This is a genomic window from Nanhaiella sioensis (assembly GCF_046557775.1).
Lineage (GTDB): Bacteria > Bacillota > Bacilli > Bacillales > SM2101 > Nanhaiella > Nanhaiella sioensis.
Genome location: NZ_JBKAEG010000001.1, coordinates 520570 through 543294 on the forward strand (window position 1 = coordinate 520570; position 22725 = coordinate 543294).

Annotated in this window: 24 protein-coding genes, 1 pseudogene and 1 other annotated feature; of the genes and pseudogenes, 9 read left to right on the forward strand and 16 right to left on the reverse strand. The window is 32.2% G+C overall.

The window, feature by feature from the left end; translation table 11 throughout:
• Nucleotides 1-50 precede the first annotated feature (50 nt).
• Together V1503_RS02335 and V1503_RS02340 are read left to right on the forward strand one after the other, a co-directional pair.
• Nucleotides 51-188, forward strand: a complete 138-nt coding sequence (locus tag V1503_RS02335) for a hypothetical protein (RefSeq protein WP_214484013.1) — start codon at nt 51-53, stop codon at nt 186-188.
• A 281-nt stretch (nt 189-469) separates the two neighbouring features.
• Nucleotides 470-625 carry a DUF6019 family protein gene (locus V1503_RS02340; RefSeq protein ID WP_320259653.1) on the forward strand — a complete coding sequence of 52 codons (156 nt, stop codon included), beginning with the start codon at nt 470-472 and terminating at the stop codon, nt 623-625.
• Nucleotides 626-1463: 838 nt separating this feature from the next.
• Here the strand turns inward: V1503_RS02340 and V1503_RS02345 are convergent.
• From V1503_RS02345 to V1503_RS02355, 3 genes and pseudogenes are all read right to left on the reverse strand, one after another.
• Nucleotides 1464-2237, reverse strand: a pseudogene (locus V1503_RS02345) (GNAT family N-acetyltransferase).
• A gap of 59 nt (nt 2238-2296) precedes the next feature.
• Entirely contained in the window at nt 2297-2836 is a 540-nt protein-coding gene (locus V1503_RS02350; RefSeq protein ID WP_410624524.1) for a GNAT family N-acetyltransferase, read from the reverse strand.
• Between the two features lie 576 nt (nt 2837-3412).
• On the reverse strand, nt 3413-4357 hold the full coding sequence (locus V1503_RS02355; protein ID WP_320259656.1) for a helix-turn-helix transcriptional regulator: 945 nt from the start codon (nt 4355-4357) through the stop codon (nt 3413-3415).
• An 81-nt stretch (nt 4358-4438) separates the two neighbouring features.
• Between V1503_RS02355 and V1503_RS02360 the strand changes: the two genes are divergently transcribed.
• Entirely contained in the window at nt 4439-4882 is a 444-nt protein-coding gene (locus tag V1503_RS02360; protein ID WP_410624526.1) for a VOC family protein, read from the forward strand.
• Between the two features lie 1017 nt (nt 4883-5899).
• Here V1503_RS02360 and V1503_RS02365 read toward each other — a convergent pair.
• The 12 genes from V1503_RS02365 to V1503_RS02420 all read right to left on the reverse strand — a co-directional run bounded on the left by V1503_RS02365 (nt 5900) and on the right by V1503_RS02420 (nt 16884).
• Nucleotides 5900-6664, reverse strand: a complete 765-nt coding sequence (locus V1503_RS02365; RefSeq protein ID WP_410624528.1) for a hypothetical protein — start codon at nt 6662-6664, stop codon at nt 5900-5902.
• A gap of 194 nt (nt 6665-6858) precedes the next feature.
• Nucleotides 6859-7509 carry a type A chloramphenicol O-acetyltransferase gene (catA, locus tag V1503_RS02370; protein ID WP_410624530.1) on the reverse strand — a complete coding sequence of 217 codons (651 nt, stop codon included), beginning with the start codon at nt 7507-7509 and terminating at the stop codon, nt 6859-6861.
• A gap of 634 nt (nt 7510-8143) precedes the next feature.
• Nucleotides 8144-8911: an alpha/beta hydrolase family protein gene (locus V1503_RS02375; RefSeq protein ID WP_410624532.1), complete on the reverse strand. Its 768-nt coding sequence runs from the start codon at nt 8909-8911 to the stop codon at nt 8144-8146.
• A gap of 400 nt (nt 8912-9311) precedes the next feature.
• A complete protein-coding gene (locus V1503_RS02380; protein ID WP_410624534.1) occupies nt 9312-9491 on the reverse strand; it encodes a hypothetical protein in 180 nt (59 codons plus the stop codon).
• Nucleotides 9492-9748: 257 nt separating this feature from the next.
• On the reverse strand, nt 9749-9922 hold the full coding sequence (locus tag V1503_RS02385) for an alpha/beta fold hydrolase family protein (RefSeq protein WP_410624536.1): 174 nt from the start codon (nt 9920-9922) through the stop codon (nt 9749-9751).
• A 192-nt stretch (nt 9923-10114) separates the two neighbouring features.
• The gene (locus tag V1503_RS02390) at nt 10115-10648 is read right to left on the reverse strand and encodes a hypothetical protein (protein WP_410624538.1); all 534 of its coding nucleotides are present in this window, start codon (nt 10646-10648) and stop codon (nt 10115-10117) included.
• Nucleotides 10649-10735: 87 nt separating this feature from the next.
• A complete protein-coding gene (locus V1503_RS02395) occupies nt 10736-11260 on the reverse strand; it encodes a hypothetical protein (RefSeq protein ID WP_410624540.1) in 525 nt (174 codons plus the stop codon).
• A 461-nt stretch (nt 11261-11721) separates the two neighbouring features.
• The gene (locus V1503_RS02400; RefSeq protein ID WP_410624542.1) at nt 11722-12006 is read right to left on the reverse strand and encodes a hemolysin XhlA family protein; all 285 of its coding nucleotides are present in this window, start codon (nt 12004-12006) and stop codon (nt 11722-11724) included.
• A 440-nt stretch (nt 12007-12446) separates the two neighbouring features.
• On the reverse strand, nt 12447-13211 hold the full coding sequence (locus V1503_RS02405) for an alpha/beta hydrolase (RefSeq protein WP_410624544.1): 765 nt from the start codon (nt 13209-13211) through the stop codon (nt 12447-12449).
• A 652-nt stretch (nt 13212-13863) separates the two neighbouring features.
• The gene (locus tag V1503_RS02410) at nt 13864-14673 is read right to left on the reverse strand and encodes a PP2C family serine/threonine-protein phosphatase (RefSeq protein WP_410624546.1); all 810 of its coding nucleotides are present in this window, start codon (nt 14671-14673) and stop codon (nt 13864-13866) included.
• Nucleotide 14674: 1 nt separating this feature from the next.
• On the reverse strand, nt 14675-15112 hold the full coding sequence (locus tag V1503_RS02415; RefSeq protein WP_410624548.1) for an HIT family protein: 438 nt from the start codon (nt 15110-15112) through the stop codon (nt 14675-14677).
• Between the two features lie 54 nt (nt 15113-15166).
• Nucleotides 15167-15383, reverse strand: a binding site (T-box leader).
• Nucleotides 15384-15654: 271 nt separating this feature from the next.
• A complete protein-coding gene (locus V1503_RS02420) occupies nt 15655-16884 on the reverse strand; it encodes a serine hydrolase domain-containing protein (RefSeq protein WP_410624550.1) in 1230 nt (409 codons plus the stop codon).
• 903 nt (nt 16885-17787) lie between these two features.
• On the opposite strand from V1503_RS02420, the gene V1503_RS02425 reads away from it, so the two are divergent.
• Nucleotides 17788-18414 (forward strand): GyrI-like domain-containing protein, encoded by a 627-nt coding sequence (locus V1503_RS02425; protein ID WP_410624552.1) that lies wholly within the window; start codon nt 17788-17790, stop codon nt 18412-18414.
• A 504-nt stretch (nt 18415-18918) separates the two neighbouring features.
• On the opposite strand, the gene V1503_RS02430 is transcribed toward V1503_RS02425, so the two are convergent.
• Entirely contained in the window at nt 18919-19425 is a 507-nt protein-coding gene (locus V1503_RS02430; RefSeq protein ID WP_410624554.1) for a YncE family protein, read from the reverse strand.
• 429 nt (nt 19426-19854) lie between these two features.
• Between V1503_RS02430 and V1503_RS02435 the strand changes: the two genes are divergently transcribed.
• The 5 genes from V1503_RS02435 (at nt 19855) to V1503_RS02455 (ending at nt 22631) form a co-directional block, all read left to right on the forward strand.
• Nucleotides 19855-20400, forward strand: a complete 546-nt coding sequence (locus V1503_RS02435; RefSeq protein ID WP_410624556.1) for a hypothetical protein — start codon at nt 19855-19857, stop codon at nt 20398-20400.
• A gap of 153 nt (nt 20401-20553) precedes the next feature.
• Nucleotides 20554-20937 (forward strand): YncE family protein, encoded by a 384-nt coding sequence (locus V1503_RS02440; protein ID WP_410624558.1) that lies wholly within the window; start codon nt 20554-20556, stop codon nt 20935-20937.
• Between the two features lie 86 nt (nt 20938-21023).
• Nucleotides 21024-21251, forward strand: a complete 228-nt coding sequence (locus V1503_RS02445) for a hypothetical protein (protein ID WP_410624560.1) — start codon at nt 21024-21026, stop codon at nt 21249-21251.
• Between the two features lie 180 nt (nt 21252-21431).
• Nucleotides 21432-21914, forward strand: coding sequence for a hypothetical protein (locus V1503_RS02450; protein ID WP_410624562.1), 483 nt, complete (start codon nt 21432-21434; stop codon nt 21912-21914).
• A gap of 366 nt (nt 21915-22280) precedes the next feature.
• Nucleotides 22281-22631, forward strand: coding sequence for a hypothetical protein (locus V1503_RS02455; protein WP_410624564.1), 351 nt, complete (start codon nt 22281-22283; stop codon nt 22629-22631).
• The last annotated feature ends 94 nt before the right edge of the window (nt 22632-22725 follow it).

The window sequence follows — 22725 nt, forward strand, 5'->3', positions numbered from 1 at the left end:
ATATTTATTCACCTATTACATAAATTTTATATACAGGAGTGGGTTTTAAGATGACATTTAATGCATTTACACCATTGATGGGGTTATTTATTTATTTACTTTTTATCGTAATCGGAGCAAATATTTTATATTGGGTGATTAAACTAGCTGTTAAGAACGCCATCAATGAATCAAAAATTAATAAATAGAAAGCAAGTATTATCAGTGTACATCTTCAATTATTTTTGAAGTGTTTTTTATGAAACATTTTTGCTATTAAGTCTGATATCACCACAAAATAATAAAAAAATATTCATTTCATGCTAATAGCTCTCATATAATTAACTAGTTTTAATACCCATTTTTCAGTCTTGAAGCATAATTCAAGGCTTTTTTCTATTCTCCACTTTGCTTATTTTATTTACTTAATTCATTATAATTATTGTTATAATTCTCCATGTGAATTACTTTCTAACATGAGGTGATTCACTTGGAAACTGTTCTTTTATTTGCTTTATTTGCTGTACCTATTTTCTTTATTGTCTTATATGAGATAATCAAACGTGCTGTTAAAAATGGTATCGATGAATCTATGACGAGTAAATTGACTAGACAAGATATAAGTAAGAGACATCAGTCAAAATAACAACCCTACAAAACATTCCAGTTATTAGGAGGTTTTTTAGTAACCTTAATTATTCTTGAATTTCCATAAACATGTGTAAATCCGCTCAAATTTGAACGGTATGTTTTCCCTTCTTTTCCCCATAACACCTTGCCAATCCAACTTTTCCCTAGTTCATCTGTTGGTCACAATCCAGCTGTTTGAAAGATTGTGGCTGATTTAAGTAATACGTCTTTAATTCTACTTATATCAGCCAACACCATTTATACCTCTCATTTTAACAACTGATACAATAAGCGTTACAGAAAAAAATTGAGTTGCTAAGGTTGACACGTTGGTTGACTTACAAGTAGGAGGCAGCCCTCCTGTTGATTTGAATTATGTAGTCTAACGATTAACTGGTGGAGTCGCCAGTACATTATGTAGTTACAGAGTGTTTGATTCAAAGGGTGGAGATCATTCATTAACCCCAAACAACACAGTCTGTGATCACCCACACATCGGCTGTCATACGTACCCTCTCTCAATTTTAGATGTAGGAACAAACGGTGCGGCAACACTCGATAGTACTTGCCAGTGCATCAACGTCACCAGAGACGAAAGTAAATAAGAATTCTGTTGCAACCACAGTAAACTCAAAAAATCCCTACTCATTGAGTAAGGGATTTTGCTATTATGTCTTCATGTAAATGTACAGTATGTTAACTTCTTTAAAGATGTGTGAGATTTTCTAAAAAATAGTCCAAGGAACCACATTATCACTTGTGTTTCCTTAATAGGTAATTATTCTTAAGGTAGTCCAGATAGCCTTGACTACCTTCTTGCGCCATATTGTGGAATAATGATTATTAATTTTTGCTTATTTTTTATAATTAATATAATACGTGTCATATGACTCTTTCAACACGTACCCAAGTTTTTGTGCTAAGTTTGCAGATTCAATGTTGGCTGCATCCCAACTAGGGTAAACCCCATTCTCTAGACAATCTAAAATCAATGCAGATGCTGCTATTGATGCTAAGCCTTTTCTTCTATGTAATGGATGTGTGGCAACTTCAATCTCAATTCCATGATTATAAATACTATATGATGACGCTCCACATACAACTTGTCCATCATATAAAATGGCATACCCTATACCTCTATTTATAAAATCATCTATCGAATCAAACTGACTTGTAAAATCCTCTGAAATTTCATGAAAAGATGGTTCTTTCGCTAATGTTAAATCTATTTTTTATAGTCTATATCCTTCTGATAATTTTGATAAAAAAGTGTGTATATGACTCTGGTTTAGATCTTCAGGATCTTTTTGGAATTTATATCGTTGAAATTTATCCAAAACTCCTTTATGAACAGTCTCTATACGATTTTTCCATTCTTCATTATTTACGATCACATAGATATGTTCAGGAAGGTTGTATAGTAACTCCTCATTCCCCCTTGAATATGGGTTACCAGCATAGTATACAAAAATGCCTACCATAATTTGTGCAATAGTTGGATTCTCAAGATCATCAACCCAAACAGTTCCCATATGACCTTGAAGACACGAAAGAACCATGGTATTATCCATATCTTTGAACATAGGAAACAACTTTTTTCTTACATTGATATCTGCTTCATGTATCATGAAAATTCCTTCTTTCCTAATATTTTTTACTGGAAATATACAGAATTAATCTTATATTCTTATATCCTATGATTCGAAATCTTGTACTCTGACTTAGTATTAAATTCTTGAATGTATTTTCCACCTTCAAAACGCTCAGTAAATTCACACTTACAAATATCGTTAATAATTCCCTGCCAAAAAGAACGAGCAGGCTTGTTTTTTTCTATTTGAGTAATCTTCCAATCACCAGGAAACATGGTAAATATTTTTTTCGCTATTTCTTTTCCGTAGCCATTACCACTATATTTAGCCATAATAAAGAATTCTTGAATTGTGTTTGGGCTCGACTCAGTTGAGCTTTCAACAAGAGCAAATCCAATAGATTCATCTTCTAATTTTATAAAGTAAGCATGAAAGTTACTATTAACCCAATACTTCTCTAAATTAAAAGGTACATAGGTTCCATCCTGTTCTAAAATTATAGAAGGAATATATCTACTAAATTCATAAATGTAAAACTGCATTATGCTATGTAATATATTCTCTTCCGTTGGCTGTACTTTTTGTAAAGTAAGCACTATATCAACTCCTACCCATAAATTTATGGCGTTCTTCAACAACCTCCCCCATTATCTAAGGACTCTGAGATATAATTTATTAGACTAACTTATGTGAGGAAAAACAGGAAATTAAATGATAAGTACTTCTCTGTAATATTTATTAATCTTTCAGAAATTAAAAAAGCCACAGGGTTATATAAATTAACCTTGTGACTCACATTACGTTCTTTTTCGAAAATATACTTACATACGCTTTTCATGGAGGCTTAATTATTTAATCCGCATGAGTGAGAGGCAATACATTTAATTCCCAAGGTTATCCTCATTAAATTAGTCATGGTTTACCCTCACTCCCTTCTATAATAAGACAACTATACCAAACATAATTGTCTAAATCAATAGCTTAAGCCATCTCCACGTTACTATTACTTACTAACATTAAACACCCTTTTCACACAATAAATATGAAATATTTTGTTGTTAAATAACATGGCCCTAAAATGAATAATGACACATATCTATATTTCAGATATGCGCCAAATTGGAATATTTTATTTACTCATGAGGGGCTATATGCTACTGAAAAAAGTCGATTAGAATGGTTTTCTCTGTAATATAATCAACACAATCGAGTTAGTTTATATTATTTATGTGTAGCGTAATAACCTTCAACTTGCTTTGAATCAAAGTTTTTAATGAGTTCGGACTTATAGAAATAATGTTCTGACCAAAGCGCAAAATGTAGTCTGAAATAAAATCTTCTTCGCTCAAATTGTAATAGCCTGATATAACATAATGTTCGTCTTCTCTTAAAATTGACATTGATGGATAATGCTCCTTATCATATAAGTCCTTTCCTTTATCATTTACAACAATGGAGAAATGAATAGCATTTTCTTGTTTATGGTAGGTTCCTAATAGTGATAATAAATATTCTAATCTCATTGACATTCTATCTTTAACCATTTTTAGTGATAAAATCTTATCACACCGTAAAGTTTGGACTCTTTGCTTATCGATATTGTAAAATTTTGCATACCATTGCCCAAATTTAGAGTTTATTTTTATAAACTGACCTGTTAATTGTATTTTTTCTTTATTTTTTTTATAGGACACTTGGTAGATTTTCTCATCCATAATGCCTTGAATTAAATCTTGTATGTAAGGATTAAAATTACTATGGTTGGTTATTTCTAAGCTAATTAACTCTTTCATTTTTTCAATATTTTCTTTCACTTGAATAGGTATAACTTTTTTAAACTTCTCTTCTAAATTACTTATTTCATATTCAAATGGTTTTGCTTTATATCCTTCCAAAGTCAGCATAGCAAAGTACATAGCAAACATTTCATCCACAGTAAAGATAATTGGAGATAATATACGATTTTCTAATACTAAATACCTCCCATTTCTACCTTGCTCAGCATAAATTGGCATCCCTAATAATTCTAAAGATTGAACATCTCTAATCGCTGTACTTCTTGATATATTATACTTTTCCATCAAATCCTTAAGGTTAAAAGTCTTTTTATTATTTATGAATTGCAACATATCATTTAATCTTTCAGACTTATTCATATTAACTCCTTAAATGGTGTCATTGTTTGATACCTTTAAAGTCTATACTAAAAGTGTCAATAATAAAAGGAGGTCATTTCAATGACATTAGAAATTGCAGTTTTTTTATCTATGAATGGCAAAGCATATGAAGCAATTAACTTTTACAAAAAACACTTAAATGCTAAGGAGCTACTATGTGTGACATATTCAGATATGGCAAAACGTGATAATTCACTTGTTTTAACAGAAGGTAACAAAGATTATATTTCACATTCGGTACTTCAGCTAGGAAAAACTAAACTAATGATTGCTGAAGAAACAATGCTACCTAGTGAAAGCTACAATGTAGGTAATAATATTTCACTTTGTATTCAAAGTGCAAACTTAGCAGAAATTCAAAACTATTATAATAATTTAACAAGCGATGATAGAGTTCAAATTATTACTCCTCTTGCTAAGAATGTTTTCAGTGAAGCTTACGGGATTGTTCAGGATCCTTATGGTATTCAAATTCAACTTATGTATGATAAGCGTTTAAAATAGACATATAATTTAAGTAATATAGCTTTGGAATAAAGTCAGATCAAATATTTCTTGTATGTCCATATTCTTAAATAGACCAACAGAAGCCATTTTGAATCTTTCACAAAATGGCTTCTTTACATAATTCTTCCAAAAATGTAAGTTTTTGGGGTGGATTTGCAGATTCAATATTAACTGCATCTCAACTAGGCATATTACATTGTCAAGACAATCTAGAATCAGTGCAGATGCTACTATCAATGTGAAAGTACAAGACATAATATCAAAGGATTTTTATTATTTCTGAAATGACAGATTTATATTACAATTTACGTTTGTCAAAACCCAATGTGTATATTTTATGAACCTACGAGTGGGGTTGTTTAATACCGAATGACAATAATTATCTAAGAAATATGGTGATATTATTTGATAAGTGCAGTTTTGATCCTTACGTCTTAGAGGTAATTAATATACCAATTGCTATCATACTGGGAACTTTATCAGCGGACTTTGACTTATATTATTACTTTAGTACATTCATACAAGAATCCTTCATAAGACCTATTCATTTAACTCTTAAAGGACTTGTTAGCAATCTCAGCATAAAATAAAAAATGGGCATACCTTTTTCAGATCTGCACCATATTGTTACAACTCAACTTGTGTTTAGAAGTACTCAATTTAACAATAACCTTTTTATTCCTACATCTTATCATAAACAGTAGAGGTAAATAATGAAATACTTTATCACTTTGGTTTAGTAAGTTAAGATTATTTTTATTAGTCTTCAAAACATTGATACGTAAATTAATTCCGGCGAAGATTAGTCCAATAGAAAAACGCATTTCAGCATTATATCTGAAATGCGCCAGGTTGTTGAATAATATTGTCATGTAGTATTAGAACTATTCGACTCATTAATCATTTTGTTTACTTAACCAGCTTGTACACACTTTTCCAAAGTGCTCGATCTAAAGGTGTTAAACGAGTATTATTAGAATAATACAAATGAATGCTGGAAATTAGGAGTCTTTTTTATTCATCAATCAACTTTATAAACGTAGCAATATCTACAGCATGACTTTCTGCATAATAGAAAGATGTGAAATCTTTAAAAATAGCGTTTATAGTTAAGGTTTCTCCCATTGATAAATTTTCACTTAAAACCTCATTAAACTCATCTTCATTTTGAATTTTGAAAGAGATTAGCCCTTTCTTTAGATTTTCCAAAGTATGTGGAATATTATTTAAGTATTTGGGATCTACTATAAATAAATAACCACCATATCCCTCATCAATACTAACAGAGCCTTTTAAATGAAATTCACCATTAAAATCTATTTGATATTTTGAAATCTTATTATCATCTTTTTCTATTTTAATATTCTTAACAGTTAAAGTTCCTACCTCCGAACCTTCCTTAACCTTTTCTGGATCATAGATACTAAGGGCCCTGGATAAATCTACATGCCCTATTTCATTCTCAATCAATATAAGTTGATGTTCAATATACTGTTGTAGATTAGTAATAGTATTTGATATTACTTGATTTGATGTTTCATATGTTCCTCTCCAATATTTAACATCTTCTGAAAGTTGACTTATTTTGTCTTCGGCATTTTCTAGCTCTTTCTCATATTTTTGTACTAACACTTGCTGTTCATTTACTTTTTCAAGGTTATTAATTGTTCCATCTGATGAAGTGTTATTTAATGTTTCATCTGAAGAAGTATTATTACTCATACAACCACCTAAAAACAACACTAAAATTGAAAAAAACATGATAAAAAAATGTTTCAAATTATCCCTCCTATCCTTTAATAATTCTTCTCACTTTATTAGTACATCATATTTATCATTTTACTTTCAACAAGTGGTGAGACCCACAAGATAAGTACCCCATAGGCAAAGCCTTACCCATTTATGCCTAATTGGTTATAAACAAAGGAGTTTTGCAGTAATCCTCCTAAACAAATGCAAAATGGCTTAGCCTTTTAAGAAAGCCAATCGTGACAGTTATTTGCTAACTGCTGTATTCCCTCTATAAAAATAGAAGCGTGATATCCATCGCATACAGCATGATGCATTTGTAATGAAACAGGCAACAATATTTTATTTTCTTGAGTAAAGTATTTTCCACATGTAATGATAGGTAATAAAAAATCGCTACCATCATTTATATTTAGGCTGAAGCCAGTAAAACTAACCCACGGGACACTTGATATAGAGAAAGAGTTGTTAGGTTCATTGGGTTTTGTAAAAAGCCCTTTAACATCATAATACCTCTTGATATCATCATTGTAGTTTTTATAAAAAACACTAAATTCATTTGAAAACTCAGTCCAAATGCAGGAGAACGATTTGTTATCACTGTGAAAAATTGTGTATTTTGGTAATATTTTATCCCAATAACCTAAAACTCCCTCAACGTTAAAGCATGTTCTAAATTCTTCATGTGAATTAACTACTTGACTGATCATGTAGATAAAGGCAGGATATAGCTTAATTTCTTTGTTACGAAGCTGTTCTAATAACTTTGTAATGTCTATATTTACTGTTATGTTAAAGGTACACTTTTGACTTAAATAATGTTCGAAATATGGATTTCTATCCCAATTTTGTCTTTCAATTAAATTAAACTTCATTTGATTAGCCTCCTAAAATTGATTTTAGGAAGCTAATTTATCTGTTTTCACCAAATTCCTCACCTCTAATTAATCATCGTTCAGAAGTTAGGTTGAAAGTTGAAATACAACCGTTCTTTTACAATTCCTCTATTAGTTTAGCATCAAGCAAACTAATTGACCATTGATCTTTTCCCAGAGACGCATATCTCAATTTCTCACATGTACCACATTCTGGAATATTAATTGAATCTTTAAGCCCTCGTTAGTTGAAGTTCATACCCATTATTAATTAGGAAGTATTACCATAAAAATAACAGGTGTTGAGATTATGAAAAAAGTCTTAGTCGCACTTTGAATTATACTGTTATTTACGTTTGCGTTACCCTTTTTTCAGTTGTAAATGGTGAGAAAACTAACACTAACTATGAACTAACACAAAGTGTATCAAAGACAGCACTTTATCCATTTTCACTTGAAATAATTAAGGAATATCAGGAAAAAAATAAACCTTATGTACCATTTAGTATGAATTTCAACTAATTTCAAGCCAAATTTCTCTTTGTAGAGAAAAACTTATATGGTACATATGTAAAAGCCAAACTTTTCTGTTTGGCTTTTCTACCTCTAAACTGCCTATAGTTCAAGAAAGAATTTAGATTGAATCTACAACTGAGCCCCATGCAGATGAAGTTGGATCAATGATCTTAAAATGTTCTATCTCTGGTATAACAACTAACTTAACTTTGTCTCCTTTCCCCATAGCACTTTGGTAATAATTCTTGCTTAACTCAACTGGAACATGACGATCTAACTCACCATGTATTAATACTTGTTCCACTTTCATTGGCAATAATTCTATGGGAGAAAACAGTTCATAGCGTTCGGGTACCTCTTGTGGACCTCCACCTAATAGTGCAGCTACATGACTTTTCATTCCCTTTAGTTCGTGGATTTCCCACATCTTAACCAAATCCGTAACACCTGCTAAACTGATAACTTTCTTTATACAAACCATTAGCTCATTAAATGTTCCATCGTTATTAGCTTTAATTCTTGAACCCAACCAAAGGGCTAAATGTCCACCTGCTGAGTGACCTATAACAGTTACATTTGAGATATCTAGGGGAGATAGCTCCTTTATCTTGGATAGATGATTAATAGCACTAATAACATCATTAAATGTTCCAGTCCATCCTTTTCGGTCTTCTCCTACTCTCCGGTACTCGATATTCCAAGTAGCAAATCCTCTATTCGTTAAATTATCAGCAATCGGATTATTTTCTTCTAAGTTATATCTTGCTTGCCAAAACCCTCCGTGAATTAAAACTATTACTGGGTAAGTTTCTGAATTCTCAGGGATTCGTAATACACCAAATTGAGATTTATGTTCTCCGTAATAAATCTTAAACTCTTTCTTCATTAATACTCTCCCTATAAATTATAGATAAATATTAATTCAATAAAACAAACCACATTTCCTCTATAAAAATGTGACTAACAATATTTGCTTCATCAACTAACATACTCGTTAGTCGAAAGACATCCTTTTCTCTTTCATCCTATTATATTTTCTTTTATTAGTTCCTTCATTTATGATTGTCCCACTAACAATAGTTCATTGAAAAAGCACCCTTCTTAAAGAAAGGTGCCAGATCGTTGAAGGCTAATTTATGTAGGATACGATACACATTATCACTTGTATTTCCTTAATAGGTAACTATCATTAAGGTATTCCATATAGCCTTTACTAACTTCTTGCACCATATTGTGGAACAACAGATTCAGAAAAATCGTTAGCCTAATTCTAGACTCATTAATCATTATGTTTTCTTGAGTCTACCTAGAATCTCAGAAACTCCAATCGCAATACTTCCATTTAACATTCCTAATACCGACATTATGAGCGTAGCGCCATCATATTCTCCAATAAAAATCATTACAAAAAAGATAGCACTAAATGCTAGTACAATAATGCCAAATAAAAATAAAAACCTCTCCATGATTTACATTCCTTTCATTATCTGACTCTTTTTCTATTCTGTTTGAAATATCCTTGTTAAGGATTTTGTTTTTCCCTATTAAATGACTAATCAATCACTGACATTATAGACAATTTCCTTAAAAATCCTATTCCTAAAAATCCAATTGATATAGATTAGCGCCAGATTGTTTAATAACAATTCTTCACAACCTAGAATTTTATAACCCAAGTCTCATTAATAAAGAAGCAGGGTCAAAAGGTTCCCACTTCCTTTATTTATTCATTCACTTTAGTATTAATATAATCAACAACAACATCCGTAAATACATTTGCTTTCTCATAATGTGGCGTATGCCCACTATTCTCAAATACATAAACCATTCTGTTTTTTCCATTTTTATTTTGTTTCTCGCAAGTAACAGGATCATGTTGTCCTAATAGAAGTAACATTGGTGTTTCAATTTCACTTAGCATGGGTATTAACGATTTATATATATCACCTTCACCTTTTAAACGATTGTAATGTATTTCAGCATTATAATCGAACTGATCCCACTCTTCTGTAACAGCTACAGGAACAAATGATATTCATTTTATTAAATCGTACTTTTTATTTTGGAAGAGTGAGTGCCTAACAGTTTATTAAGTGTATCTAACTATTTGAAGTGTTGAAGAATTATATACTGCCCCGGAAATAGTTGCACTTAATGAAATTCTATCATTTGGCATAGTACTTTGATATAAAACTGACTTTGATGCAGGAATAGTAAAACCACTCTGATTACTTTGTGTGACTGCGCTAGATCCTTGAATAGGTCCGCTATCACTACTTACAGCAATATATGTTATCATCCCCCCACCATCTTCCATAAACACAGTATTAATTCCATAGGTTATTTCATAAAACCCTACAGCTGGAAGGAGTATATCATTGGGAGAGTTATCAAGTACAAAACCTACACAATCACCAGGAATGCCAAATTGAACCATGGGAATACTAGTATTCTCATCTGTTGGAGCAAATATTTCACAGAACCCTAACGCACTGCCGGGCATGCCTGGAGGTCCCATTGGCCCCTGTGGACCCTGTGGCCCAGGTTTCCCCTGTAGTCCCTGTGGTCCTTGTGGTAGTGGTGGAACTACGCTACATTTACAATCCTTGTCCTTACCATACACCTTTTTCACCTCCAAAATATTATTCTATTTAACTATATTTTTTATACAAAGGCACTTTTTGTTTTATAAGAGTGTCCAACAAATTTATTATGTGTATCTAATTATTTTAAGAGTTTGAGAATTGTATACTGCACTATTGGTAATACTCGCATTTAGTGAAATCCTATCATTTGGTATAGTACTCTGATATAAAACTGATTTTGATGCTGGTATGGTAAAACCACCCATACCTTCCGTGACAGCGCTAGATCCTTGAATAGTCCCGGTCATACTACTAACAGCCGTATATGTTATTTCCCCACCGCCATCAAAAAATTCAGTATTAATTCCATAGGTTATTTGATAAAAGCCTACAGCTGGAAGGAGTATATCATTGGGAGAGTTATCAAGTACAAAACCTACACAATCACCTGCAGTTCCAAAGGGAACGTCTTCGTCACTAGAATTTTCAGTTGTGGGGCCGATTATTTCACAAAAACCTAATGCGCTACCAGGCATCCCTGGAGTTCCCATTGGCCCGGGTGGTCCTTGTGGTCCTTGTTTCCCTTGAGGTCCCTGTGGCCCCTGTGGTGTTGGTGGAACCACCCTGCATTTACAGTCTTTATCTTTCATAGTAACTTCACCTCCTATAATTGTTTATACTTTATATGTATGATTCTTTTCTAAAGTAGGTTGGACTAATAAATATAGCGTGACAAAAATGTACAGGTGTCTATGTTTATAAGGGGTACAGGGAGTTAAACTACTATATACCACAAAGTAGATCATGTTTGTATAAAATAATAAAAGTTCCAATTTTTCATTGCTGAAGAACTGGAACTAATCGACTCACTAATCATTGTGTTGCATAAAATTGATTAATTTGACCTATCACATTCATACAAGATTAATTAAATATATTACATACCATAAAGTACACCCTTTATTATCACTCTCCCCTCCCTGTTGTCTCCTCCATTCATGAACGATCAGGGAGGGCTTACATATACTCTGGATGTTCACCATAATTTCTATTCTCTCTTTCATATAACCTTATTAAGAACTTTATTATTCCCGATTAACTGACAAATCAATCACTGGGCATTATAGACAATACACATAAAAATCCTATTCCTAAGAATCCAATTGATATAGAAACAAAAAGAGGGAGTGTAGAATTCAAAACCTTTGTTTTTAGTAATAGGATTATTAATAATGCCCAACAACACCAATATCCCAATTAAATTCCCCCTTGTATGTAATCCTAAAACAGCCATTATGAAAGCTCCGATGATTAACCTGATAATCCAGGTTGTATTATTCTTAATAGAAGGTAAGTCCTCTTTAATATCCTTAATGTTTGATTCTGCTACTGCCAACCTTTGCTAAACCTTGTTCATTCTACTTTCCATGTTTGCAAACCGTTACTCCATCATTTGACTCCCTTAATCCATATTTAAGACAATATAAAAAAACCATAAATTGGGCTTAATAGACTCAGTGGGTATTGTGTCTACTAAAATGTCTACAACTATGGATCCATAAAATAGATAAATCAAAATACTTGTTATTCCACAATATGGACCTAAAATGATAAAGACGCTAATCCTTATGTCAGATTAGCGCCAGATTGTGAAGATTATTCTGAAGGAGTTTTATCATTCAAACCTTAAATTCCTATAAGAGACTCATTGATAAAAAAGAACATTTTAGATAAACTTTATGGCCCGACCCAAAAAAACTGAAAGTGGGGGGATTATAATTTGAAGCTTATAAATATAATTGAAAATACGTTAATATATAATGATTAGGTAAACTCTTAGTTAATTAAATGGTTAAATAACTCAGGAATTCTACTCCTAAAATGCAAATATTTATGTTCACCACCATCAATAATATTGAAATTAATAGTAGGAATTTTTTCTTTTAGAATATCATAAACAGATTTATTTGAGTTTACAAATTCTTTACTAATTATTGTTCCTTCACCTGCTTCATTTGTTCCGCAGTCGAGATAAAAACTATTAATTTCAGATAAATCCGTATTTCTTAATAACTCTTCAATATTTTCTTGATTAGCATAAAAAGCGGAAGATATTATTACGATATTTTTAAAGACTTTAGGATATCTACAACAAGCATAAGTAGTAATAAGACCACCTAATGAAATTCCTGCCATTGAAGAATGATCTATTAACGTACGATATTTATCATCTATAAGAGGTTTTAATTCATTTACAATAAAATTAATATACTGCTTTCCTTTTCCACCGAAAGGCTCAATTTCTCCTCTCAATTTTTTACTGTATTCCCCATTTACCCAAGGACAATATTCATTCTTTCTCTCTTCCTTATTCAGGTCTATTCCTACAACAATTACATTTAGTTTTTTTTCATTTAAATATGTTTCGAGTTCTAAGGAAACCCCTCCAATTGCATCATTGTCTCGAAAAACATTCTGACCATCATGCATATATATCACTGGATACCTACGTTCAACGAGATTATAGTCATTAGGAAGATAAATTCTAATTTTTCTTTCTTCTTCAAAAGCTGGAATATAAACAGAAAATATTTCTATCATCAAGTAATACTCCCTTTAATTTATTTCTGTACTTTTTAAGAACTCCTCACTTAAAATGAATGATTCCAAAAAATTAATATTTAAACACACTTTATTCCACAATATTGTTCCTCTATTAAATAAAAAGTCTCCTGCATGAATAAAGTGGCATATCTTTAATTTGTTCAGATATGTGCTAGATTGTGGAAGATCATCTCATTATAAAAGGGGTTAGCTGGACCCACCTTTTAAGATTTAGTTTATTGGTTTCAGGTCAATTTCTACTTTTGAATAGATAATTTTTTCACATCATCTTCTGTTCGTTTCAAATGAGTCCCCCACCTGTATCCATAACCATGTACCTATCTATTGTTTTCTATAAGTAATTTGGAAGAGAAAGTGTTTTAGGAATTTTTATTATTCCCGATAACCTCCCATTCTCTTTTTTAAACTCACATTCGAAAATAATGAAAACTCTAGAGGTAGAACCTTATATACTACTTGCCCGATTACCAGATCAGTCAGCCAGTAATTATTAAATAGACATTATCCTTAAAGTAGTCAAGATAGCCTTTATTCTATTTTTGCGCCAGATTGTTTACTTTGTTATTAGGTAACTGGACTTCAAGAAACTGCCCCCCTTACCTAAGTTGAATATAAACAAGTGTCAATTCTATTCATCACTTGGTCTTGCCACTTCTTTAGTTATATTCACTTCCCAAGAAATGATTGTTGTACTATCTTTAACACTATTCCGCTTGATAGATTGTAATAATTTATTAACTCCTTCATCAATTTGATGTCTTCTCATTACATTATAAATCTCTTTTGGAGAAGAGAAAGGTTCATTAGGACATTCAATCAGCCCGTCAGTTGTTAAAAATATACAGTTTGTTCCTTTTCTTAGTTCTCTTATACCACTACTGTAACAGGGAACTATTTGGTCAAATGTGTTGACTAGTCCAACCCATTCGTAGAATTGTCGTTGGTTTATTTGATATTGACCCCGATTGGCAAGCTCTGGATGAAATACGTAAGAAATACAATCACCTATAGAAAACCACCAAACATATTTATCCTTTCTTAGAACGATCAGACAAGCTGTTTCCCCCTTAACTTTTCGACAAGCAGTAAGAAACGCATCTTCTTGAAACAAGTTTACAATTGTTCCCTCTATATTTTTTAATGTCTGTTCATATGGTAAGGATAATATAAGTTGTATATCTAACTTTCTCTTTGAGAATTGCTCTAATACTAATTCAGCACTTTCGGCTGAATGGTGTGCATCTAAAATAACAGTAAATTCCCAATTTGCTTTCTCATCTATCCAAATTAAGCAGCCATCTTCATTTTTATATTGACCTTCAAGGGAGTTACCACCGAACCGTCCTAAGGATACGTGCTTAATATTGTTTACAGTTATTAAGTCTACGAAATTTTCTTGGCTCCCAACCCAACTAAATTCACTAATTGAATTTCCCATATCAATGCATATCCAAATATGCTTTTAAACGATTACACAGCCTTATAACCTCAACGTTATCACCCATAGGAGCATTTTCCCAGTCATAAACAGCTGAAGGTCCCCAATACTTTTTTGGGGTATTTGGATAACGTGGAACTATATGAAGATGAGGAACAGCATCGCCTAAAACATATGAATAAATATGTTCAGCATTTTCGCTTTCAATAAGAGCTTTGCTTACTTTTGCCATGACCATTCCAAACACCTGTGCTTCATCAACTGTCATATCACCCAATGTTGGAATGTGTCTTTTTAAGTCAATCATTATGTGCCCTAAATAATGTGGTTTGCTATCTTGATCGATGTGACTAACATAAACATAATCATCTTCATAAATGGTTACTCCTGAAGTTTGAACATTTCCAGTATGCTTGTTACAAATAAAACAATCTTCCACTGTAATTCACCTCTTAAAAATTCTTTTCTATAAAATAAAAATCCTACTATCTCTTAAAGAGACGATAGGATTTTTATCGTGGTACCACTCTTCTTGTTTCATTTTCGCTAAACGAAACATCTTAGGACTTTGTTACGGAAGTTAACCGTATAGACTTAGATATCAATCTATCCACTCCTAGGCGAGTTGGGGATGTTATTGACTGTCTTGCACCTTCCGACAGCTCTCTATACAATAACTTATCCTTAATACTCCTAATCAAAGCGTTTATTTTATGTAATTTTTTAAAATTCTATATATTGAAATTCAATTTGTCAATATTTTTCTTATACTATTCTACACCCTCATAACATACTAACAATCATCAACTTTCATAATTCAATATGGCCCTAAAATATGATATGATGCATATCTTGCTTCAGATATGCGCCATATAGTTGAATAAAATTTTCAGGAAGTCCAATAGTAAGATAAGCTTATCTTAGAACTATTCGACTCACTTGTCATTGTGTTTAGTTAAAAAGTGGAACCTCTTTTTACTTTTAATCATCACCATTCATCTTTAACAATTTTTTTAGGTTATTTGTTAAGATATCCAAAACTCCCCCAACTAAGGATTCATTATTGCTTAAGATAATAATGACAAGTTCTGTATCAAGATCGCGGTAAATATGAGATATAAATCCTGGTACAGATCCTGAATGTTCAACAGCATCTCCATTTGTAAACCATCCATACCCATATTCCTCGTAGGATGAAATCTTAGTATAAGAAGCGTACATCTTTGCTATTGTCTCTTTTTTTAATAATTTTTCAGAATATAAGGCCCTATCCCATGTCACTAAATCATTTATAGTTGTATACAAACCCCCAGCAGAATGATAGACTAAATAGTCAAAATGGATAGGATATACCTCATTTTCAAATTGACTTTTTTTATACCATCCAATGGCTTTGTTATCTTGTATATCCCAGTCAATACTATAGCCCGAATTCGGCATCCCTAGAGGTTCAAAAATATTCTCTTCTAAAAATTTTTCGTATGGAATACCCGATATTCGTTCTATGATCAACCCTAATATTAAATAATTTGAATTACTATATTCATATCTTTCACCTGGTTTAAAGTTAAGGGGAATGTCTTTATATATAACAATGGATTCTTCTGGAGTTAGCATTGGGGTAATATTAGACTCAAGATATTCATCTGAACTTTCAAGAAATTTATTAATATTCTCAAGTAATTTTCTATGATCTGAATTTACAATTCCAGACGACATGGATAATAGATGATGAATCGTAATCCCTTCCCATTGAGTTATTTCAGGAATGTAATCTGTAACTTGACGATCAAGCTCTAGCAATCCTCTTTCTTCTAGTAATAATATCGCTGCAGCTGTAAATTGTTTAGTCACTAATGCCATCATGAATTTAGTATCTAAGGTATTTGGGGTATCTTTATCATAGTCAGCCTTACCAAACGTTTTAGAGAATATTTCCTCTCCTTCCATACCGACGTATACAGCGCCTGAAAAATCATAGTATTCTTCGTAGTGAGTTACAGTTTCATCCAATTTGTTATATAAATCCAAGTGTTTTGAATTTTTACTTACAACTCGTACTTGATCTGATGTAGTATTTTCTACTGTTGGTTCTTCAATAAAGTCTGATTTTCCTGAATATTCATTTCCTTTTTTTGTAGAGTTGTCTGTAGAACACGCGCTTAGAACAAGCGAAAAACTAATGAACATAATAAACAAGCTTTTTTTCATACAAATCACCCCTTATACTTTTTTGATGATATATGAATTAATTAAGCTTCTTTCAGTGACGTGATGATTTTAATACGGCTCATTATCTTAAAGGTTTCAATTTATTTCTAAATACATGAGGAGCATTTTAACATATAACTGAAATGCGTCATGCAGGGCAATGTATATTTTATATTTACTACTTGAAAACCAACAAAATGAACAGGGAGATTACATAATGTTCTCAGTATTATGTTGTCCTTTCTCCCTTCCTGGTTACAACTTGTCTTTAGTACACAAATGCAAAACAACGTAAGATCGTATTATGAGATCAGCTAGTTTTTTTCTGGTTGACCTATTTTAAATGGTATTATCCTTAATTTAGTCCAGATAGCTTTTACAATTTTCTTACGCCATTTTGTTTAAAGTACAGAGGTCATTGAACATTAAAGCAACACTCAAGAGCGGGTTCATTATTCTAACGATATTCCATAGTCCGTGTGTACATATTACCAAAAACTTTTTTATTTACGACGTACCCTGTCGTAATTCAGTGCAATGATAGTATCAGAGGAACGGAAAAATTTGCAGAAACTTGTAAATAACTTTAAAACAAGCGGTGGTAAACATTGTATAACAAATGCACTACAACAAGTTTTAAAGTACAATAATTATCCAATTACTGAAGAAATGATCTTTGAATGTTCGGGACTATCTTTTATGAAATGAAAAGGTATTGAGTATTTTGCGAATTCAGATAAATGGGATACATTAGCAAATTTATTTTGGAAATTATCTGAAACAATTGATAGAGAATTATTTCCCCATATGTCTGGCTAATAAAATCATTTTGCAAGGATGAATTATAGCATTAACAGACTTATATCAATTAACTAACAAAATATGATTCAAAAGGAGCATAAAATGGATAAAATAGATTATAAAAAAGTATATAGTATGTTATACAAAGCATCATCTAAAAAAGCAGCAGTTGTAGATATACCCACTTTACAATTTATAGCAATTAGGGGGGAAGGCGAACCAGGAAGCGACTTGTTTACACAATCAATTCAAGCTTTATATGGTATTGCCTATACAATATCAATGAGTCACGCAAATGATGACTTACAAATACCAAATTTTCAACGTTTTGTTTGTCCGCCACTAGAAGGTCATTGGAGTACAATAAATGGAGCAGAATACGATGGAGTGGATCAAAGTGTTTTTGAATGGGAACTTAGAATAATGATGCCAGAATTCGTTTCTAAAAAGTATTTTGAAAAAGCAAGAAGTATTGTATCAGCTAAAAAGAATAATCCTAAATTTGATGAAGTTGCTTTAATCACTAGAGAATCAAAAAAGCATTGTGTAATGATGCACATTGGATCGTTTGATACGGAAATCAAAACATTTAAAACAATGGAAACATATGTTAAGGAAAATGGGTATCGACGTAAATCCAGAGATCACGAAGAAATTTATTTAAGTGATTTCAGAAGGGTAAGCAGTGATAAACTAAAAACTGTTCTAGCTTTTGAAGTTGGAGAGTAATTTTCTCGATGATTTTAACAATAGGTAAATAGATTTTTCACTTACAACCAAGAAATAAACAGTGGGAGTGAAATCTATGAACCACTAATTTGGTACATTAAAGATATTTAGTTATGTGATATACATTAAGTACACTTAGGAAATTGTTGTCGGAAATGTGGAAAAAAACAAAATTTTTTGCCCTCAATTATTTTGGGGTTGGTTTACTAATTCTAAATTTTATAGGAATATAATTATTTCATAAATTGTTGGTTTTAAAGAAAGTTTGATCAAAAACCTCATCCAAACTCACATTCTATGGATACCAAAAAAAACCATTAAAAAAAGATTAATCAAAATTTGGGATCTACGGGAGAGGAGTCCGGCTTTCACACCTTAATGGAGATATAGGGAGCTAATCTACTATATGCCCCAAAGTAGATTCCTAATTATGCAAAATAAAAAAGTTCCAATTTATCATTACTGAAGAACTGGAACCAATCGATTCACTAATCATTGAGTCCACTATTCTTCAACTACATAAGCTATTTTTCCGTCTGGCGTGAAGGCAACTATACCTGCTGGGAATCCAACCCGTACAGTCGTAATCAAGCTATGAGATTTCACATCGATGACGCAAACAGAACCCCGATCGGAATTATTCGCGACATAAGCGAGTTTACCATCTGGTGTGAAGACGACCCCAGATGGTCTAGTTCCAACCTGTACAGTAGCAATCACGGTATGTGTTTTCACATCAATGACCGATACAGTGGTATCACCAAAATTCGTCACATAAGCGAGTTTACTTTCTGGTGTGAAGGCGACTATAATTGGAGCACGCCCAACCTGCACAGCAGCAATCACAGTATGCGTTTTCACATCGATAACCGTTACAGTGGTATCATCATTGTTCGTGATATAAGCGAATTTACCGTCTGGTGTAAAGACTGAGGATAGAAAAAAAGCATTACCAATGGGTAACGTGGTAATCATTCTATGCGTTTTCACATCAATCACGGTCGTAGTCAAACAAAACCACCTCTATTCAATACTCGTTATAATAAAGGTATGCAAAACTCTTACTGTTTTTTCGTGAAAGGAGAAAACAGAGAGAGACGATGACAATTATGGTGTACTTTATGTTATGTAAGTTCTTATAGTTAAGTTTGTATTAATGTAATAAGTAAATAAATAATTTTAATGGTAGGCCTCAAGGTAGGCCATATAGCCTTTACTACCTTCTTACGCCATATTGTTGAGTAACATTAGGTGAATGTAACATGTTGTACATTTAGTTTGATTAACCTCTCATTTTTTTCTACTGAACATCCCCCTTTCAAATACAATCTATCTTGTGTTTACTAAAATCAGCTTTTTTTTAAATAATAAACCTATACACATCTCTAACTTTCTGCATCTTATAAAGTATATAGTTTTATATGAAGTGGAGGTGAAATTTTGTCGTATATATATTCCAAATCTAAATGTGGTTGTAATTCCAAGAAAAAATGTGTGTCATTTACAAAAACTTTTGCTAATTTAAACCCAATCACTATTAATCAAGGTGCAATCGCAACACCTTATCCATCAAACATCAGCGTTTCTGGCTTAAAAGGGACAATTACTAAAGTCACTGCTACAATTATTGATTTAAGCCATTCACATCCAAATGATATACAAATCCTTCTATTAGCCCCTAGTGGTTCTACAATATTTCTTATGAACGATATAGGATTTGCTATTCCAATTAATAACGTTACACTTACGCTTACAGATGATGCAGAGGATATTATCCCTTCTCCAATTGTTTCTGGTACTTTTAAACCAACAATAGACCCAGATAATCCCCCACCGCCAGCTCCTCATAGTCCACAATTAAGTATTTTTAATTCTGAGGATCCGAATGGTATATGGTCTTTATTTATTTTCGATAATGATGGAAGTGGTCAAGGTGATATTGCAGGTGGATGGCAAATCACACTAACAACGGAAATGTGTGTTTAAAGGATTGCCCTTGTTAAGAACTTATAAAGGGCAGTCTTTTTTTAGTAAACACAACTATCATTGAGTCTACTAGGTGATTTATACATTTATTTACATATCTTCTCATACACTATATTATCTTTACAAAAGGTGGTTAAAAAATGGGTCTCGCATATGTTTCAAATATTAATTCAAGGGATCTATCCGTCATTGATACCAAGACTCGCTCTCCACTGTAAGGGTGGATGGCTTCCCACAATCCATACGAAGACTCATTCACTTATTGCTAATGTTTTAGTCGGAGATAATCCGTTAGCCACCCCACTTAACATTTCCATTTCTCCCGATGAGAAGTTTGCCTACATTACTAATTTTGGATTTTCAAGCCAACCAGGTAAAACAGTGTCTGTTATCGATACGAAGACACATGTCGTTATTGCGACGGTTTCAGTTGAAGATAACCCATCTACCATAGCATTTACCCCTGATAGTAAAATAGATTATATTCTAAATACCGGTAACTCTAATTTTCCTGGTAATACAGTTTTTGTCAAATAAGCTAGTAAAATAGATTAATTACAAATACATCTATTTTTTAATAAATGGTAAAATGTTCTTATAAATGATGAATGGAGGTATCAATTATGTCTGCCCTTATAACTCTTGGGGTGGGAGCCCTATTAATTGTTTTGTTCCCAATAATCAACAAAGAAAGTAAAGTTTTTGCAAGAATTAGTTTTATCACTGGTATCCTTATTATATTAATCCTTATTTTTATTCTAATTTCACCTCGTATTGTTATTACTTATAATGAATCCAATCCTAATAAAATGAAAATCGAAAGAATATTAGATGAAATAAATGAAAAATAGTAACTATTATCAGCACCTTTCTTTAAATGATAGAGGTGTTTTTTAAATTGTTAGAATTCCACAATGCTTAATGTGTTTAATAACAACCACACGAGTACTTTCGCCTTTTTTGTGCATATAGGCGAAAATGATTACATCACCTTCACCCGTTGAATACAGTATTTAAAAGAGGTGATATACTTGGCTCATAATAAAAAAGATACAAGCTATAAGGGATGCAAGGTTGTTCCTCCACCATCGCCTGGTCCCCCAGGACCTCCTGGAATAACTCAAATTGCTTTTGATCAATTAGATGTTAACACTGGACCTCCAATAGCAGTTGGTTCATTCGATCCAATTACTACTGCCCAACAAGTAACATCAACAGGAACAGAAAAAGTGTTAATTAACGTAACTTATGGTTTGAGTTTTCTGTTGGAAACAGTATCAAGCTATAATATAAGTTACAACATATATATTCTTCGAAGTGGCGAAGCAAATCCAATTGTTTCCTCAACATATTCTGACAGAGATGATTTCCAAAATACAACAAAGGATATTAACAACTCACGACCTATAAATATAAGCTATGTAGATGAGCCACCCCCAAGTAACTTCACCTATACAGTTGAAATAGAAGTTATAGAACCCTTTAGTATCCTTCCAGAAAATCTCTGTCTGTAATATTCACTTCATATCGAGCAATAAACGCCCTTGTCATTGCATGATTATCAAGTTAAATACTATTTCCCTCCTATATAGACTGAATTGAATAAAACTCTCCATAGGAGAGATTTATTTATTACACACTTTTACTCTTGAGTTTCCTTAATTAAAGATGTTGGACTTGGTCATTTATCAGTTACATCTTCAAACAATTTGCATTTATTAATAACAACTATTTCTGTAAAGGGTCTGATTGTTTAATGGTGAACTGTAAATGTAAAGGCGATAAATGTCCAGAATACTTCGAAAACCAATTAAATCACAATTCCAATTGGAGTACCTCAAAAATTAATAAAGTTGCCTGTTTTAATCAAGAATAATGATATGAAAGTTAAGATAGACTCCTCTATTGAGGTATTTACTGAGGCTTTTGGGTTATCCGCATCTGTCTTTTTTTCCTTTAACTATTTACTTCAACGTTCTACGAATAATGGAAACTTCAAGACCCTTGCATTCATCCAACCTGCACAAAATTTAGAGTTTCCTGATCCTATCCCCAATGAACCTTTTCTTACTGGTTCCTTGATTCCTAACCTTACATGGACAGATAAGAATGCAGGTATAGGATCACATATGTACCGTATTTTTATGGATCAACCCTTTAGGGTAAATTCTGTGAATGCAAATACTACCATTCGAACTCGTTCAATTAATGCTACTCTTTTTTGTCACTGATTTCATTTAGTAACCACAATACAAAATAAGTCTTATAAATAAAATTCATTCACGGTTTCTTCCACAAAGGTCTTAGTTAATACTTAAATACTCT